At 35.7% G+C, this 17,413-nt stretch carries 14 protein-coding genes; 2 read left to right on the top strand and 12 right to left on the bottom strand.

The features are described from left to right. Positions 1 to 14: 14 nt before the first annotated feature. Together buk and BN3107_RS10120 are read right to left on the bottom strand one after the other, a co-directional pair. Complete coding sequence (buk, locus tag BN3107_RS10125) at positions 15 to 1,088, bottom strand: butyrate kinase (protein ID WP_058307505.1); 1,074 nt, start codon at positions 1,086 to 1,088, stop codon at positions 15 to 17. Continuing rightward, on the bottom strand, positions 1,088 to 2,689 hold the full coding sequence (locus tag BN3107_RS10120; RefSeq protein ID WP_058307504.1) for a sigma 54-interacting transcriptional regulator: 1,602 nt from the start codon (positions 2,687 to 2,689) through the stop codon (positions 1,088 to 1,090). Before BN3107_RS10120 ends, buk begins: the two co-directional genes overlap by 1 nt. A gap of 131 nt (positions 2,690 to 2,820) precedes the next feature. Between BN3107_RS10120 and BN3107_RS10115 the strand changes: the two genes are divergently transcribed. Beyond that, positions 2,821 to 3,063: a DUF2627 domain-containing protein gene (locus BN3107_RS10115; protein WP_187371018.1), complete on the top strand. Its 243-nt coding sequence runs from the start codon at positions 2,821 to 2,823 to the stop codon at positions 3,061 to 3,063. Positions 3,064 to 3,646: 583 nt separating this feature from the next. Here BN3107_RS10115 and ltrA read toward each other — a convergent pair. The 3 genes from ltrA to BN3107_RS10095 all read right to left on the bottom strand — a co-directional run bounded on the left by ltrA (position 3,647) and on the right by BN3107_RS10095 (position 7,820). Continuing rightward, on the bottom strand, positions 3,647 to 4,975 hold the full coding sequence (ltrA, locus tag BN3107_RS10105; protein ID WP_058307502.1) for a group II intron reverse transcriptase/maturase: 1,329 nt from the start codon (positions 4,973 to 4,975) through the stop codon (positions 3,647 to 3,649). Positions 4,976 to 5,681: 706 nt separating this feature from the next. Next, the gene (locus BN3107_RS10100) at positions 5,682 to 7,028 is read right to left on the bottom strand and encodes an aspartate kinase (RefSeq protein ID WP_058307501.1); all 1,347 of its coding nucleotides are present in this window, start codon (positions 7,026 to 7,028) and stop codon (positions 5,682 to 5,684) included. 198 nt (positions 7,029 to 7,226) lie between these two features. Continuing rightward, entirely contained in the window at positions 7,227 to 7,820 is a 594-nt protein-coding gene (locus BN3107_RS10095; RefSeq protein ID WP_058307500.1) for a CAP domain-containing protein, read from the bottom strand. A 131-nt stretch (positions 7,821 to 7,951) separates the two neighbouring features. Here BN3107_RS10095 and BN3107_RS10090 point away from each other — a divergent pair, with 131 nt between their 5' ends. Further along, positions 7,952 to 9,028: a mechanosensitive ion channel family protein gene (locus tag BN3107_RS10090; RefSeq protein WP_187371017.1), complete on the top strand. Its 1,077-nt coding sequence runs from the start codon at positions 7,952 to 7,954 to the stop codon at positions 9,026 to 9,028. 64 nt (positions 9,029 to 9,092) lie between these two features. Here BN3107_RS10090 and spo0A read toward each other — a convergent pair whose 3' ends face one another. The 7 genes from spo0A to BN3107_RS10055 form a co-directional block, all read right to left on the bottom strand. Further along, on the bottom strand, positions 9,093 to 9,872 hold the full coding sequence (gene spo0A, locus BN3107_RS10085) for a sporulation transcription factor Spo0A (RefSeq protein WP_058307498.1): 780 nt from the start codon (positions 9,870 to 9,872) through the stop codon (positions 9,093 to 9,095). A 243-nt stretch (positions 9,873 to 10,115) separates the two neighbouring features. After that, on the bottom strand, positions 10,116 to 11,408 hold the full coding sequence (gene spoIVB, locus BN3107_RS10080; RefSeq protein ID WP_058307497.1) for a SpoIVB peptidase: 1,293 nt from the start codon (positions 11,406 to 11,408) through the stop codon (positions 10,116 to 10,118). Positions 11,409 to 11,544: 136 nt separating this feature from the next. Beyond that, positions 11,545 to 13,263 carry a DNA repair protein RecN gene (recN, locus tag BN3107_RS10075; protein WP_058307496.1) on the bottom strand — a complete coding sequence of 573 codons (1,719 nt, stop codon included), beginning with the start codon at positions 13,261 to 13,263 and terminating at the stop codon, positions 11,545 to 11,547. Positions 13,264 to 13,280: 17 nt separating this feature from the next. Continuing rightward, positions 13,281 to 13,730 (bottom strand): transcriptional regulator AhrC/ArgR, encoded by a 450-nt coding sequence (ahrC, locus tag BN3107_RS10070; RefSeq protein ID WP_058307495.1) that lies wholly within the window; start codon positions 13,728 to 13,730, stop codon positions 13,281 to 13,283. A 69-nt stretch (positions 13,731 to 13,799) separates the two neighbouring features. Beyond that, a complete protein-coding gene (locus BN3107_RS10065) occupies positions 13,800 to 14,621 on the bottom strand; it encodes a TlyA family RNA methyltransferase (protein ID WP_058307494.1) in 822 nt (273 codons plus the stop codon). Between the two features lie 3 nt (positions 14,622 to 14,624). Next, positions 14,625 to 16,523, bottom strand: a complete 1,899-nt coding sequence (gene dxs, locus BN3107_RS10060) for a 1-deoxy-D-xylulose-5-phosphate synthase (RefSeq protein WP_058307493.1) — start codon at positions 16,521 to 16,523, stop codon at positions 14,625 to 14,627. 36 nt (positions 16,524 to 16,559) lie between these two features. After that, positions 16,560 to 17,138, bottom strand: coding sequence for a hypothetical protein (locus tag BN3107_RS10055; protein ID WP_058307492.1), 579 nt, complete (start codon positions 17,136 to 17,138; stop codon positions 16,560 to 16,562). Between the last annotated feature and the right edge of the window lie 275 nt (positions 17,139 to 17,413).

The following is a 17,413-nucleotide window of genomic DNA, read 5'->3' as shown; positions in this document are numbered from 1 at the left end:
TTCACCCTTTCTTTTTAAAGATATTGCTTTGGCTCTTCATTTCCTTGTAAAATCCTTAAGGTTCCTTGTGCTAAAGCTAGCAAAATATTTTCTCCAGGAAAGATATACGTATCTGCAATCCAACTTACTTGATTTATAATCGCTTGATTTAAATAGTCGTAAGATGCTAGATCTCCAGTTAACGCAATAGCATTCACATTGCCTGATAACACCGTACTCATTTTCCCAATTTCCTTTGCCACTTGGTAACCTAATATATCAAAAACCTTTTTCACTTCTTCAGGTTTTGTCTGCCATAATAATTTCAATTCTGCTTTTCTTTCAATATTTAAATAGGCTTTTAAACCACTTTGGTAAATCGTTTGTGCTTGTATATCTTTTTTGGATTTATCCTTTTCAAAACTCAGCTCTATTAAATCCTTATTTGGTAAACTACCTGCTCGTTCAAAAGAAAAAGGTCCATCCCCGTCAAAACCATTATTAACATCAATAACCTGACCATATTGATGAGCACCAACTGTTAAACCACCACCCATATGGGCAATCACCAGACATAAATCATGGTAATCTGCGTTTAATTGTCTTGCTAAAGATCGTCCAACAGCCTTCTGATTAAGTGCATGAAAGATACTTTTACGTTCAATCGACGGAATACCTGTTTTTTTGGCTATATCCAGCATTTCATCGACCACAACTGGATCGACAATGTAAGAATTAACATTCCAATCATCAGCAATACCTTTTGCTAATAAAGCACCTAAATTAGAGACATGTGTTCCATATCTTCCGCGATACAAATCATCTACCATTTGTTGGTTAACCTGATATGTCCCTCCTTCAATAGGGCTTAATATTCCACCACTTCCACAGACAGCATTGATACTGGTAATGTCTATACCAATCGATTGAACGGCCTCCGCTATTGCTTCTTTTCTATCCGTTAATTGTAAGATAATTTCCTTATTTAACAATGACGCTTCGAGCGCGATTATCTTTTCAAATAAACAGTGGTCATTTTCATAGATCGCTATGTTGGTGCTTTCCACCATGGGATTAATAACTAAAATGCGATATTTACTACTAACCATCAGGTAGCACCTCGTTCTATTTTATATTTTTCCATTTTATAATAAAGATTTCGAACGGATACACCGAGTATTTTTGCTGTTTTTGTTTTATTGAAATTTTCTTGTTCAAGTGCCTTCACTATATAGTTTTTTTCAAATTGGTCGATTGCTTGTTGTAACGATAAATTAGTTTCATCATGAAAATCACTAACATCCATAATCGTTTTATTATGAAGCTGTTCAAGACTAATAGATGTAGTGATTGCACTCGCGTCTAATATGATTCGTTCTACTGTTAGTTTTAATTCCGTTATATTACCAGACCAATTTAATTTTTTCCAATAATCAATCACATCTTTTTCTATTGTAATAATCTGTTTGTCGTATTCTTGATTAAAATAGATTTTAAAAGTTTCTACCAGTAAAGGTAAATCAATTAAACGTTCTTTTAATGATGGCAATATAATTTGATATTTTTGCAACTCATCATAAAAATCAGGGCTCCATTCAGATATTACTGGTGCTTGATTGATTCCATAGAGAAAACGAATGGAGGTTTGCTTCGTAATAAATGCCAACAATTTATTTTGGTGATCGATCTTTAATTTTTGATTAAGATTAAGATAAATGGTGCCATTTTTTGCTTTCTTACTAATCTTTAAGAAAAACGCTTCTAAATCATTAGAATTGATCAGATCAGAACTATTCACTTTAAGAAAAGGATGATATTTGCGATGACTAGTCATATGAATAGCTCTTGCTAACATTAACTTACCTGTGCCTTGTTCGCCACGTAAAAGTATAGGTGTATCGATATCGGCATATAATCTTGCTTGCTCACGTGCTATATTGATTTCAGGAGTCTTGCCGATAATGTCCTCTAATTGATACGTTTTTTCTAAATTCCTAATCATTTTTTTTGCGGTCCTTAGTTCTTGTTTCAAGGCGTTATTTTCCAGTTTGGTAACGTATTGCACACAACCAATCAGTTTTCCGTTTTTTTGGATTGGTTTTGTAAACACGTCGATCGTATCAAGGCTAGCATCTGGTTGATAACGGTCCGTTCGTTCTCTTCTCGAACGGATCGTTTGATTTGCCAATTGATCAATCCAGTCTTGAATGTGTTTAGTATGATGAACTAATTCGGATTTCCATTCTTCACTACATAATAATTCTTCATTATTATCTAACACAATTCGAAAAGCATTTTTTTGTGTTTTTAAAAGTTCTTGAACAATTTCGAAGTAGAAATCAGATTCCGTAATGTCACTGACACGTTGATTAAATCTTTCAAGCGGTTCTAACACCACTAAAACACCTTGCAATGTATTATGTTGACTTAAAAACGGACTATAGGATGTTACTATTTTTTGTTTTGTTGCTTTAACCTGATCTTTTTTTTCTATTTGCTGATGCAGTTGTTTTACCTCTTCTGTTGAGGGATTTTCTAAGAGTTCATGTATATCTATACCGATTAAATAATTCGCTTGTGTATTGAAAAATCTTTCTACGGTCTGATTGCTACAAACTATTTTGTTCTGCATATTAATCACTATTATTCCTAATGGGAGTTTATGTATCAATTCTTCATAAATTTGCAGATTATTTGAATTTATTTTCATCACACCTTGCAATATATTTCATACTACTATCATACGTATCCTTGCAATCAATTGCAAGAAATAGTTATTTTCAATTATCTATAATTTTTGCTATAATAATATTATTTTCAACATTAACAGGAGGAAATATTTTGAGAATTGTTGCATTATTAATATTAGTATTACCAGCGGTACTTGCTACTTATGGCATCAAGTTAATGAGAGATGCATTTTTTGGTGAACTGACGACTATTTTCCTGCACATCGTAGTTCAATTTATAATAGGTCTTGTCCTTTTTATTGGTGGCCTCTACTTTATTGGTGGCTTCATCTTGCACCGAGATCGTAAACGACAACTTATTAAAGGCGGTAAAAACAACAGGTACTCCAATTAGGATTACTTGTTTTTTTATGTAGTTTTAGAAGCTCTTTAAGAAACACACAATTTACATTAAACCTGAGACTTACCATTTTTCTTCACTTAAGATGCAAACATGTATTGTTACGCAATAAACTTGATGGTAATAATGAAATATTTACACTGCTGGACAACCGCTCCAGCTGCCCGCTTCCCTTTCCGTGGGGTTTTCTCCTCAGCTAACTTTCCCAAGCAAAGATCGCTTGGGAAAGTGGATCTTCGGAAAAAACGATCCCACAGGAGTTGAAGCGGGCGGCCTCCGCTATTATAAGATGCTACATTGTATGTAAGAGTTAGTATTTCGTCTTCTATGACAAGTGGATGCCTGAGCAAAAAGACTAAGTGATAACTGTCACAAACGTTGTAAAACAACATGACAGCGGAGGCCGGCCACGGAGACTCCTGTGAGAACAGGGCGAGCTGAAGATCCATTTGGTGAAGTGGTCTTCTTCACAATATTAGGTCGAGTAAGCGGGAATGCGCATGAAATAAATTGTATTCCTCACTCCTCACAGAACCGTGCATGCGCTATTCACGCACACGGCTCTTCCTATCATCATTCACAGAATATAGGATATATGATATCTCAGATCATATATGCTCATTTTAATTACCGGTTTCGGCAACGGATATTTCTCTAGGAATAATCGAAACTTCTCCCAACTGAATGATTTCCGTTGACTCCTTCGATTCATCCATTTGAATAGTAGTTGTTCAATGCTGTTCAGAAAGTAGAGGACTTCTTTATAGTTATCCGTGATACAATAATAATTATAGTAGCCCTCTAGCGATTGTGTGATTCGGCGCATGATGTCTTGGATATCCCTCGTTCGATTTGCCTTTAGCCAAGCTTTATGTTGTTTAAGTTTGGCACGGATTTTCTTCTTGCTACTTTTCCGTTTCACACGGAACGTACCTTTCTTGCTTTTGCTACAATAGTGCGTAAAGCCAAGAAAATCGAACGTCGATGGTTTCCTCTGTCCGTTACGCTTTGCATCTTTCCAGGCATAAGGACCGAACGAGATAATCTTCGTTTTATCCTCTGCAATTTCTAGATGAAACTTACGTAACCTTTGAATCAGATTCGTGTAGAATCGGTTGGCATCTTCTTTGTATTGGAAACAACACACAAAGTCATCCGCATAGCGAACCATATAGGCTTGACCTCTACATTGTTTCTTTACAACTTTCTCAAACCATAGATCCAACACATAGTGAAGATAAATATTCGCTAGAACCGGTGAAATGTTGCCCCCTTGCGGGGTTCCTCGGTCTGTATCGATATATTTCCCCTCTTCCAAATAGCCAGCTTTTAGAAATCGGGCTATAATGCGAAGTAAGTTGGGATCGTTGATACGATGGCGAAGGAACTTCATCATCCAATCATGACTCACGTGATCAAAGAATCCTTTGATATCCGCATCTACTATATAATTGGTTTTCCGTTGTTCCATGTATACATTTAAGATCTTTAATGCATCATGGCAGTTTCTATTCGGACGAAAACCGAAGGAACAATCGAGAAAATCATTTTCGTAAATGGCATTCAAAATCTTCGTAATACCCTTTTGAACGATTTTATCTTCATGTTCGGGAATACCTAGTGGCCGTTTCTTGTTGGAACCTGGCTTATCGATATAGGTACGCTTTACCGGTACCGGTCGATAAGCCATTTTCTTCATTCGTTTCACTAGGCCTTCGATATTTTGGTCTAAATTCCCTTCGTACATTTCTTTGGTAGTGCCATTCACACCGGTTGCTTTACCTTTAGGTAATTGGTGATGGCACTGTTTCAAGTTACTTTCATTTAGTAAATGTACAAGAGAGGTAAAGACAAGCTTTTTATCCGATTTCGCCAATTCTGTTATCCTATTAAGTTTCGTTTCCATAATACGTTCCACCTCTGGGTATGGATTATGTTTCCCTATCAAGGGTGATGACAGGTAACGGCCTTTCCTCCATCGGCATTACCCAACTTCATCAGTACTACGCCGTTATCCGACTTCCTTTAGGCATTTGACAGCCCTCACTTTGTTATCGCTTGTTCGTCATTACTTTCTTTATCCGAAAGACCTAAAGGACCTCCCGAGTTACCGCAACATATCAATGTGTAACGTGCCAGGGTCTTCGACTCCGGAGAAGATAGCATTCTCTCACCTCTAACGAGAACCGTATTGTTGTCTTCTATGCTTCAGAACACATCGACCTTCTCATCTTTGGGGACATTTCGGAGCTCTATCCCTCAACCGTTATGGTTTTCCGGCCCGTTACCTAACTGTCTACGCTTAAAGGCAATGTGTTACCACTTGCCCTCCAAGACTCGCTACAAGTGAATGGTTAGTTCTTTCTTGGCGGGAATCCCACCCGCTATATGTTACGACCTATGCTCGGCCGCACCTGAAGCCGTCCCCACGGAAAGCGAAGTGGCCGGCCGGAGCGATATATCAGCACATTAAACATTTCAAAATTACTAAACCGGTTATTGCACAGTATCTTCCTAATACACAAAAAATCCAAACGAGATCGAGATCTGTTCGAATCGTCGTTTGGATTTTACTAATTATCATATATTTTTTAGTTGCATTTTTGTGATGCTTATTCGAAAAATGTTTCATATAAAGCTTTTACAGAATCATTAACTCTATCTGCTTTAATTCCAAACATCATGGATACTTCAGACGAACCTTGGTTCATCATTTCTATGTTTACTTGTGCTTTATTAAACGCATGCGTCGCTTTATCAGCCAATCCTAACGTACTATCCATTCCTTCCCCTACTACCATTATTAGCGCAAGGTCGCGTTCCACACTTACAGTATCCGGATCTAATTCTTCTTTAATACGCGCTATGACGCGTTCCTCTTTATCTTGTGTTAAACTAGATTCACGAATTATCACAGAAATATCATCAATACCTGATGGTGTGTGTTCAAATGAGATGTCCTCATCTTCTAGAATCGTTAACAATTTACGACCAAAACCTAATTCTCTATTCATTAAATATTTACTTACATAAATACTGATAAAACCAGTATCACTCGCAATTCCAACTACAGGATTTGGTTGTGGTTCTTTTTTGGAAACGATGATGGTTCCCATCCCGCGTGGATTGTTGGTGTTTTTAATACAAACAGGGATATCTGCTTTAAAAGCTGGAATAAGTGCTTCATCATGAAACACCGAAAACCCTGCATATGAAAGTTCACGCATTTCTTTATATGTCAGTGAAGTAATTTCTTTGGGATTTTCAACGATCGTCGGATTTACACAATATACAGAATCTACATCAGTAAAATTCTCATATAGTTCTGCTTTCACACCAGCTGCTACTATGGAACCTGTAATATCTGACCCACCACGAGAAAAAGTAATTAATTTACCGCTTTTCGAATAACCAAAAAATCCTGGTATTACTACAATTTCTTCACGATCACGTAATTTGTATAGATGTTGATAACTTTCTTCAAGAATCTGTGCACTTCCTGGTGTATCACTAACAATAATACCAGCTTCTTGAGGATTTAAATACGTTGCTTTCAGATCAAGTGATTGTAAATAAGCACTTAACACTTTTGCCAAAGAATCTTCACCTGTTGCCTTTAAAGCATCCATTTTTAATGCATCACTATCATTTGACGCTAAAATTCCTTGAACGCCATCCTTAATATCCTGAATAATTTGATCTGATATTTTTAATTCGGTTGTTATTTCTTGAAATCGATTTAAAACAGCTTGTAATTCTTCTTCGTAAGGCTGTTTTTTGAAATAAGCTTCACCTAATGCGATCAGTAAATCTGTAACTTTCACATCATCTGAAAATCTTTTTCCTGGAGCAGAAACAACAATAACCTTTCTTTCTTTATCATCTTGAATAATATTTGCAACTTTCTGTAATTGTTCAGCATTCGCTACTGAACTTCCTCCGAATTTAGCTACTTTCATGTTTTAACCTCTCCAATAATTATTTTTATACCATAAAAAATATTATCATACTTTTCACAAAATTGTTAAAGAAAAGTAGCGTCTAAGCGCATAAATATTGGAGAATATTACAGTGTATCTAAGTGAGACGCTTGATTTCTTAAAATTCTGGAATAAATCACAACATATAAAGCTAGAAAGCTTTTTATATTTGAACACTTACTTAGAAATAAACATTTGTGTCCAATAGTTGCCGTTTTTCACATAACCGACACCGATATGTGTATAATTTCGATTAAGAATGTTGGCACGATGCCCACTGGAATTCATCCAAGCTTGCACTACCGCATATGGTGTTTCTTGACCTTTCGCAATGTTTTCCGCCGCTGATCGATAATTAATACCAAAATCTCTCATCATATTGAACGGGGATCCATATGTAGGACTCTGATGACTAAAATAATTATTATTTTTCATATCTTGTGATTTATATCGAGCAACACGAGATAATTGCCAGTCTGGCTTTAAAGGAGCTAAACCAAGTTTTTCTCGTTCTGCATTTGTATACTGAATAACTTGGTGTTCGATCCTTTTAATCTGATCAATTTGAGGAATTGTCACTTTTTGATTTGGATAAATTAAGTCGGGATTATTTATTTGTTCGTTCGCTTCAATTATTTCAGACAATCCTACTTTATATTTAAGAGATATTTTCCAGAGACTTTCTCCCGGTTGCACAGTATGTGTTGCCGCTAGAAGAGAATGAATTGGTATGAGAAACAACAAAAAACTCAATAAGGCTATTTTTTTCATGTTAGTCCACTCCTTTTTAATTTTTGATAGTTTTTGTAGAATAAGCAAAATTATTCATGATAAATAGTTGGAAATAAAATAATATCATGATAAAGTATCTATATAATTTAGAGAAGTTGGAGGGTTACCATTTGAATTGGAGATTCTGGGAGAGTATTACATACGAAGAATACATAAATATGGCCATTAGTTTAGGAATTATACTAGTTGCTTTCATTATCAGAAAAATATTTATTAAATATATTTTTTTCTTATTTTTAAAACTATCCAACACAGAGAAAACTGAGTTGTTAAATCACGCCTTAAAAGCTTTTGAAAAACCTTTACGAGTATTATTTGTAATTATAGGTGTATATATTGCTGTAGATTATTTTCCATATCTTGAGCAAGATAATGATCTTTTCGAAAGTATAATCCGTGTTTCTGTAATTATCGTTATTGGTTGGTGGCTTTATAACCTTTCATCAAGCACTTCTTTACTCTTCATGAAAATAAGTGACAAGATTAATGTGGAAATCGATCAAATTCTTATTCCATTCTTATCAAAAGCAGTTCGAGTAATTATTATTGCAATCAGCATAAGTGTAGTTGCTCAAGAATTTGGGTATGAAGTCAGTGGATTTGTAGCAGGACTTGGATTGGGTGGTCTCGCGTTTGCACTTGCAGCTCAAGAAGTTATAAAAAATTTGTTTGGAGGTGTAGTAATTATCACTGAAAAACCTTTCTCATTAGGAGACTGGATTGAAACACCTAGCGTCGAAGGAATTGTAGAAGATATTAGTTTTCGAAGTACAATCGTGCGGACTTTTGCAGATTCTGTAATCACTATTCCTAACTCCACTCTATCCAATGAACCGATTACGAACTGGAGTGAAATGGGTAAAAGGCAGATCTTCTTTAACCTAGGCGTTGAATATAATACTTCAAAGGAACAATTACAAAAAGTATTACAAGAAATTAGAGATTACTTAGAAAATAATGAAGAAATTCATCCTGAAACAATATTTGTTCGATTTTCAGAATACAACAACAGTAGTTTAGATATTATGTTATATTTCTTTACTAATACAATTGCATGGGGAGAATATTTGGCTGTTAAAGAAGAAGTTAATTTTAAAATAATGGAGATACTCGAAGAAGCAGAGGTATCAGTCGCATTCCCATCAAGATCCCTTTATTTCGATAAAGGTAGTAACCTATCGAAATAAGTTCTCATGATCAAGAGCATTAATAAAAACACACTTGCATGTCAACGCAAGTGTGTTTTTTCGATTAACTAGCTCGATGTTCTAATCTTAATCTGTCCGCGACCATTGCAATGAATTCAGAATTTGTAGGTTTTGCCTTTGATACACTGACCGTATAACCAAATAATGAAGAAATAGATTCCATATTACCTCTACTCCACGCAACTTCGATCGCATGACGTATAGCACGCTCTACTCTTGATGCTGTCGTATTGAATTTCGTTGCAATATCTGGATAAAGAACTTTTGTAATCGATCCCAACAACTCTATATCATTATATACCATCGTTATTGCTTCCCGTAAATACATATAACCTTTAATATGAGCAGGTACACCAATTTCGTGAATAATGTGTGTAATACTTGCTTCTAAGTCGAACTTTCTTTGCTGACTGTGATTTGATTTTCTTTCGTTATGTACCGCAGTTTCGATACCATGAACTTGTCTAATTTGTTCTGCAAGGTGTTCTAAATCAAATGGTTTTAAGATAAAATAAGAAGCACCTAGACCAACCGCTTTTTTAGTGACTTCTTCTTGACCGAAAGCGGTAAGCATAATAACATTAATGTGTTTTGTATTTTCATTTTGCTTTAATTTAGATAATACCGCCAATCCATCTATATGAGGCATAATAATATCTAAGACCACAACGTCAGGATTAAACGCTTCAATATTATCCAGACATTCTTTTCCGTTATATGCTTTTCCTACTACTTCGATGTCTTTTTGATCTAGTAAGTAATCATCCATCAGATCCACGAGTTCACGATTATCGTCTACTAACAAAACCTTTGTCTTTTCCAAAAAAAGTTCCTCCTTCAAATCTTAAGCTAACAATTTTGACCATATCTAATATTTTCGACAAAAGGAAGAAAAATCCTTCTTTCCTAAGATAAAAAATTTATTTTTCTTTTAAATAATGGAAATGTCGAAAAATCTTTATAACATCATAACAAAATTTGCTAATAACTGCAATCATCCTTCTTTTTGTGTTAACGCAAAAAGAGAAACAGTATTGTTTTAACTGTTTCTCTATGCTTAAAGTTCTTAGCTTGCTTTACGATTTTCTTGTTTATAAATATCAATACCTGCTTCATTCAACATCCATTCAATGTGTACACCATATCCACTTGTTGGGTCATTGACGAATACATGTGTTACCGCTCCAATAACTTTATCATTTTGTATGATTGGACTACCACTCATTCCTTGGACAATACCACCGGTTGCCTCCAATAGTCGTTTATCCGTTATCTCTAAGATAATACCTTTTGTAGCAGGTGCAGATTGGTTAATACTATTTACGATCTTGACATCAAAAGCTTCGATTTCCTCGCCATTAATTACCGTCAGTATGTGAGCAGGTCCTTCTTCTACTTCATTCGGTAGTGCAATTGGCATTGGTTTGGACCACTTGCCATCACTATTTTCTAAAGGTTTTTTTAATGTACCAAAAATACCAAATGGTGAATTTTTTGTTATATCACCCATTTGAGCATCATCAAGCACAAAATCTGCTTTCTTCTCACCTGGAATACCATGTTCGCCCTTTTTTATATCCGTAATTTGAGAACGAACGATGGATCCATCATTAATCTCAACAGGTTTTCTAGTATCCATGTCTGAAATAATGTGGCCTAAAGCTCCATATTTTTTAGTGTTGGGATCATAAAAAGTCATAGTTCCTATACCAGCAGCAGAATCACGAATATAGAGGCCGATACGGTAGTCTTCTTCTTTCACATCATACAACGGTTGCAAATCTGTTGTAATCTTTTTATTCCCGCGGTTGATCTCCACTTTTAAAGGTTCTTCTTTTTCACCAGCGTCTTTCACTAGTGGAGCCACTTCTTCCATCTTTTTAATGGAGGTACCATTAATGGACACGATATTATCTCCAACCTGAATGTTTGCCTTCTCACCAGGTGATATGTCACCATCAGCCGTGGTGATTAAATGATGCCCGACAACAAGTACACCTTGTGTTTCTAGATTGATACCTATTGATTGACCACCAGGAATGATGCTAAAATCATCATAGACTTCAACATTTACTTTCTTGACAGGAAAATTCGCTACCGTATAGGTTAGCTCGTCGCTTCCGCTTTCTTCAAGAGAATATGCAGATAAGTCTGTTGCATGTTCCACTTTTTCTTGGTTCATTGATGTGACCGTTATATTGTCACTTAAATTCGGTAAGTCAATTGTTTCTGATTGCGAAAAGGTTTCGATCTGATTTGGGATGGAAAGGTATATTTGAAATGGTGTATACCATGGAAGTACAACTAATGTGACAAGGAGTATTAATCCTATCGTTTTTCTTAAGAAATCATTTTTCACAACATCACCCTCCTTGTAAATACAGACTGTTTTTGATCTGTATCATTAATTTGACCTTAAGGAGGGCTTTTTAAACCCGTTAAACATAACAAAATCGGGTGAAGATTTCCACTTGTAGAAATGATTAATGCGCATACTATTTTTCTTTGTGATTCATTTCGATTAATTCTTTAGCATGGGTGCGTGAAGCTTCTGTTAGTTCAGCACCTGTAATCATTTTACCAATTTCATCGATTCGTTCATTAAAGGATAATTCATGAACTAAAGTCCTTGTGCGATCATTTTGAATCTGTTTTTCGATTCTTAAATGAGTATCCGCTATTGACGCCACTTGTGGTAAATGGGTAATGCATAATACTTGAGAACCACTCGAAATATTATATATTTTTTCTGCCATCGATTGTGCTACACGTCCACTAACACCCGTATCGACTTCATCAAAAATAACACTAGTAATTCCTTGATGTTTGGAGAAAATATTTTTTAAAGCAAGCATAATTCGAGACATTTCACCACCAGAGGCAATTTTGTCTAGTTCCTTGACAGGTTCGCCAGGATTTGTAGAGATCAAAAATTGAACCTGATTAATGCCATTATTTTTCGGTAAAACTTTAACGCCTTCAAAAGAGAAACCTGCTTCAGATTTGGAATATGTTACACCTACTTGAAAAATGGTTTTTTCTAAATATAAGTCCTTCAATTCTGACAAAACAGCTTTTTCTAACGCTTTTGCAGCACGTAAACGAATTTTGTGCAATTCTTTGGCTTCAATTAATAAGTCATTGCCGATCTCTTTTAACGTTTCTTGTAAATTGGATAGATGATGATCCCGGTGTTTTATTTCCTCTAATTCTTCTTCTATTTTAGCACTATAGGTCATAATTTCTTCAACAGATTGACCATATTTTCTTTTTAATTGATCAATTTCATGTAATCTCGATTCAATTATTTCTAATCGTCCCGGTTCATAATCCATTTGGTCAAGATGCTGACGAATTTGATAGGATAATTCTTCAATCATAAAATAATGGTCAACAAATTGCTGGTGCATATTCTGGATATCCTTATTATGATCGCCGGCTTCCTCCAAATTATTGGATGCATGGGATAACCAATCTAACCCTTTTTGTTCACCATGCAGGGCATTATAAGCATCATTCATGTTTTGATGGATACTTTCAAAATGATGTAATTCATTTCGTTCATTGGTTAATAATTCATCCTCATTCGGCTCTAACTCGGCATTTTGAATTTCATTTAGTTGAAACTCTAATAAATCAATTCGTTGAGCAAGTTCCTGTTCATTCTTATTATTAGCATCATATTTATTTTTTAATTCTTTCCATTGCTTATAAAGTTTCTTATAATCCTTTGTAAATCCAGGATGATTGGACTCATGAAAATAATCCAACAATTCAATATGTTTATCTTTATCGAGTAATGACTGTGTTTCATGCTGACTATGGATATCAAGTATCGTTTGCCCAATTTCTTTTATAATCGCCAAAGTAGTTAACTTCCCATTAATACGACAAATGCTTTTGCCTGTGTGCGAGATTGTGCGGTGAAGTACAAGCATATGGTCATCCATAATTTCGATTCCTAAATCTTGCGTCTTTTGATAAATAGGATGTGTTGTATCCTCAATAATAAACAAACCTTCTAGCTCTGCTTTTTTCTCGCCATACCGGACAAATTCTACTGAACCTCTTCCACCAACTAAGAGTCCTAATGCATCAATGATAATCGATTTACCAGCACCAGTTTCCCCGGTTAAGACGGTTAAACCTGATTGAAAATGGATAGATAACTCGTCAATTATGGCAAAATTTTTAATCGATAATTCAGTTAACATATGCTCACCACCTTATGTTATAGCATTTCTAAGAATTTTTCTTTAAGCGCTTCTGCTTCTTCTGTCGTTTTACAAATTATTAATATCGTATCATCGCCACAAATACTGCCTACAATCTCTTCCCAACCTAAATTGTCGATCAACGCGCCCATCGCTTGCGCATTACCAGGTAAAGTTTTCATCACAATAAAATGAGTGGCCGTGTCAATGCTTATGAACGCATCCATGATAAAACGACGCAACTTATTTAACGGATTAAATTTCTGATCCGCAGGTAAACTATATTTATACCTACCATCTGCTGTCGGTACTTTCACAAGATGTAATTCTTTAATATCTCTTGAAATCGTCGCCTGTGTAATTCCATAGCCTTGACTTCTTAGTTCTTCCACTAACTCATCTTGTGTTTCAATTTCACTTTCCGTAATTAGTTCTCGAATTTTTATGTGCCTTTGTGCTTTATTCATTTGAACCTTCCTCCAGCAATTCTTTATTCATAACAAAATGGACTACTGATAAATGGTAGTCCAATCTTATTAATGATCTAATTCTTTGTGTGAATTATCTACCACCGTTTTAGCTAAGTCTTCAACGTTTTCTTCCTCAATGTCATGGTTTGTTTTACTTAGAAGTGCTAAATATTCGATATTACCATCCCCACCTGTAATCGGTGAATAGGTTAGACCGTTGATTTTAAAGCCGATCGTTTTTGCGAATGTTAAAATTCGTTGCAATACGTCAAAATGGACTTGAGGGTCTCTCACAATCCCTTTTTTGCCCACCTGATCTTTACCTGCTTCAAATTGTGGTTTTATCAATATAACTGCTTGACTGTTTTGATCTAACAATTCAAACAATGGTGACAATATCAATTTTAATGATATAAAGGATACATCTACGCTTGCAAAATTAGGTACATCCTTAGTTAATGCATCCGGCGTTACATATCGGAAATTTGTTCTTTCCATTACAATAACTCTTGGATCATTACGTAATTTCCAAGCTAATTGATTGTATCCTACATCGATTGCATAACTCATCTTTATACCATTTTGTAACGCGCAATCAGTAAAACCACCAGTAGATGAACCTACATCAACCATGACCTTTTCGTTCAAATCTAAGTTGAAGTAATCGATGGCTTTTTCTAATTTAAGTCCACCTCGTCCGACATAAGGAATAGCCTTCCCTTTTATATCAATCGTTATGTCTTGATCTACTTTTGTTCCTGGTTTATCTAATCGTTGACCATTAGAAAACACCAGTCCCGCCATTATTGTTCTCTTCGCTTTTTCCCGTGACTCGCTTAAGCCACGGTCATAAATTAATTGATCTAATCTTATCTTTTTTACCATCATCTATCATGCCCTTTTTTGTTTCTCATTGCCACCAGTTAATAATCCATTTATTTCAATCATAATCTGCTCTTTTGTTAAATGAATTTCTTCTAATAATTGATCAACATCTCCATGTTCAATATAACGGTCAGGAATGCCCATTCGTCTGATCGGAGAATGATAATTATGTTCTTCGGCAAATTCTAAGATAGCACTACCAAATCCACCTTTAAGTACTGCTTCTTCTACCGTTAAAATCGGGATATCATGCTGCATTCTTTCATGTAAGATATCTTCGTCTAAAGGTTTTATGAAACGGGCATTGATTACTTCGACATGAATGCCTTGCTTGGCTAATACGGCACTCGCTGCAAGGGACATTTCTATCGTAGTACCAAAGGTTAAAATGACAGCATCTGTACCTTTTTGTAATACATCCCACGAGCCAATTGGAATAGTTGATAAATTTTGATCCATTGCTACTCCTAGTCCATTACCTCGAGGAAACCTTACTGCAATTGGTCCATTATTATATTCAATAGCAGTATTAACCATATGCTGACATTCATTCTCGTCTTTTGGCATCATAACCACCATGTTAGGCAAATGTCGTAAAAAGGCAATGTCAAATACACCTTGATGTGTTTCGCCATCTGCTCCAACCAATCCAGCGCGATCTATACCAAACGCTACATTTAAGTTTTGTCGACAAACATCATGTACAAGCTGATCATATGCTCGTTGCAAAAAAGTGGAATAAATAGCTAAAAAGGGCTTCATTCCTTGTGTTGCAAGTCCCGCAGATAATGTAGTAGCGTGTTGTTCCGCAATCCCTACGTCAAATAATCGATCCGGATATCTTTCTTGGAACTTGTCCAATTTCGATCCTAGGATCATAGCAGGAGTAATAACAGCTAATCGATTATCTTTTTCTGCTACTTTTTCCAGTGTATCACTAACAACTTGGCTCCATGCTGGTGCCGCATTGGCTGGTTTAATTTTTTCACCCGAGTCAATTTTATAAGGGCCTACTCCGTGCCATTTATCTTTTTTATCTGATTCAGCTGGCATGTACCCTTTTCCTTTTTGAGTAATAACGTGAACCAAAACAGGTCCATCTGTTTTCTTCGCATAGGCTATATTTTCTTCCAGATCTTTAAAATCATGTCCATCTACTGGTCCAAAGTAGGTAAAACCGAATTCTTCAAACAACATACCAGGTACCATAAAATACTTCATGCTATCTTTTACTCGTTCAGCAGTTTGCGCAATTTTACCTCCAACAGCCGGAATCCGTTTTAATAAAAGTTCAAGTTCATCTTTGACTCGATTATACTTACCTGCACTTCTCATTCTTCCCAGTGCATTGTGCAAAGCACCTACATTTCCAGCAATCGACATTTCATTATCATTCAAGATCACCGTTAAATTCTTTTTTTCATGACCGATATGATTTAACGCTTCTAATGCCATACCACCAGTAAGCGCGCCATCACCTATAATTGGTACAACTGCATGTTTTTCATTTTTCATGTCACGTGCAATCGCCATACCCATGGCTGCGGATAGAGATGTAGAACTGTGCCCAGTTTCCCAGACATCATGTTCACTTTCATTCATCTTTGGAAATCCGCAAAGTCCTTTATATTTTCTAAGTGTATCAAATTGATCGGTGCGACCGGTTAACATCTTATGAATATAAGATTGATGCCCGACATCAAAAATCAACTTATCCTCTGGACTGTTAAACTGTTTGTGCAAAGCCAAGGTGAGCTCTACCACACCTAAGTTAGCACCTAAATGACCACCAGTAACTGATAATTTTTCAATTAAAAATTGGCGGATTTCTGCTGCTAAAACTTCTAATTCTTCTGTATTTAATTCTTTAAGAAATTGCGGATTTTTCATCTTGGTTAGATCCATGAAGGAATCCTCCCTACTCATTATTCAAGATTCAATTTATTTATTCGATAATACTCTTATTTTAAGTTTTTCTTCTAAAAATGCAATTATTTTCCCTACAATAAAAATTATTCTTGTTGATCCGTTAATGGCTAAAAACTTACCTAACGCTTTTCCACCAACAGTTAATGCTGCTACTAAGCTAGTTAAAATAACCGAAACCGTGATATGAAAAGTTGTTCCATCACCATAACCAAAACCGTTTGCTATTTGCAATACAACAATTGCCGATGCTGTACCACTTATTATACCAGAAATATCTCCAATAACATCATTACAAAAACTCGCAAAGCGATCAGCGTTTCTAACGATTAAGATAGCCTGTCTGGAACCGCTTACCTTCTCTGCTGCCATTGCATGAAAAGGAACTTCATCTGCTGCAGTAGCTGCAATACCTAGCATATCGAAAAATACGCCAATAAAAACAATGATAAACACGATCACTAAACCAATGATCGACATTACACCACTTAATATCGAGGAAGACACCACGGAAAAAATAGCCGCTAACACAAACGTGATAACGGCAATGCTAATACTAAATTTTATCGACTTTTGTAATTGTTTTTTATTCATTATTAACCCTCGTTAGCAAATATAACGTTATGTATTATGAATGGAATGGTCATTTAAAAGGTAAAAACTGCGGCTTAGGTCCAGTAGGTTTTCCCAGTCAGATACCGAATGTTGCCATTCTGGCGGTTCCCCTTTAAACCCGACTTAGCGCAGTCACCCATCGCTAGACTGGATTACCACTTAGTCCACACTATAATCCCTTTTAAATGTCACATGGAACAGTCTAGGAGATTTCCTCAACAACCCTTGACCGTTTCCTAGCCTCTTTTGCAGTA

Source organism: Gracilibacillus massiliensis (assembly GCF_001458115.1).
In the GTDB taxonomy this organism is placed as follows: Bacteria; Bacillota; Bacilli; order Bacillales; family Amphibacillaceae; genus Gracilibacillus; species Gracilibacillus massiliensis.
This window is presented reverse-complemented; position numbering and strand designations above follow the sequence as displayed.

What these genes read in the sequence shown, in the direction of transcription:
- BN3107_RS10065 (WP_058307494.1), bottom strand. Translation starts at nt 14,621, where the DNA reads ATGATGGTAAAAAAGATAAGATTAGATCAATTAATTTATGACCGTGGC.
- BN3107_RS10055 (WP_058307492.1), bottom strand. Translation starts at nt 17,138, where the DNA reads ATGAATAAAAAACAATTACAAAAGTCGATAAAATTTAGTATTAGCATT.
- recN (WP_058307496.1), bottom strand. Translation starts at nt 13,263, where the DNA reads ATGTTAACTGAATTATCGATTAAAAATTTTGCCATAATTGACGAGTTA.
- dxs (WP_058307493.1), bottom strand. Translation starts at nt 16,523, where the DNA reads ATGGATCTAACCAAGATGAAAAATCCGCAATTTCTTAAAGAATTAAAT.
- BN3107_RS10120 (WP_058307504.1), bottom strand. Translation starts at nt 2,689, where the DNA reads ATGAAAATAAATTCAAATAATCTGCAAATTTATGAAGAATTGATACAT.
- ltrA (WP_058307502.1), bottom strand. Translation starts at nt 4,975, where the DNA reads ATGGAAACGAAACTTAATAGGATAACAGAATTGGCGAAATCGGATAAA.
- BN3107_RS10095 (WP_058307500.1), bottom strand. Translation starts at nt 7,820, where the DNA reads ATGAAAAAAATAGCCTTATTGAGTTTTTTGTTGTTTCTCATACCAATT.
- BN3107_RS10100 (WP_058307501.1), bottom strand. Translation starts at nt 7,028, where the DNA reads ATGAAAGTAGCTAAATTCGGAGGAAGTTCAGTAGCGAATGCTGAACAA.
- ahrC (WP_058307495.1), bottom strand. Translation starts at nt 13,730, where the DNA reads ATGAATAAAGCACAAAGGCACATAAAAATTCGAGAACTAATTACGGAA.
- buk (WP_058307505.1), bottom strand. Translation starts at nt 1,088, where the DNA reads ATGGTTAGTAGTAAATATCGCATTTTAGTTATTAATCCCATGGTGGAA.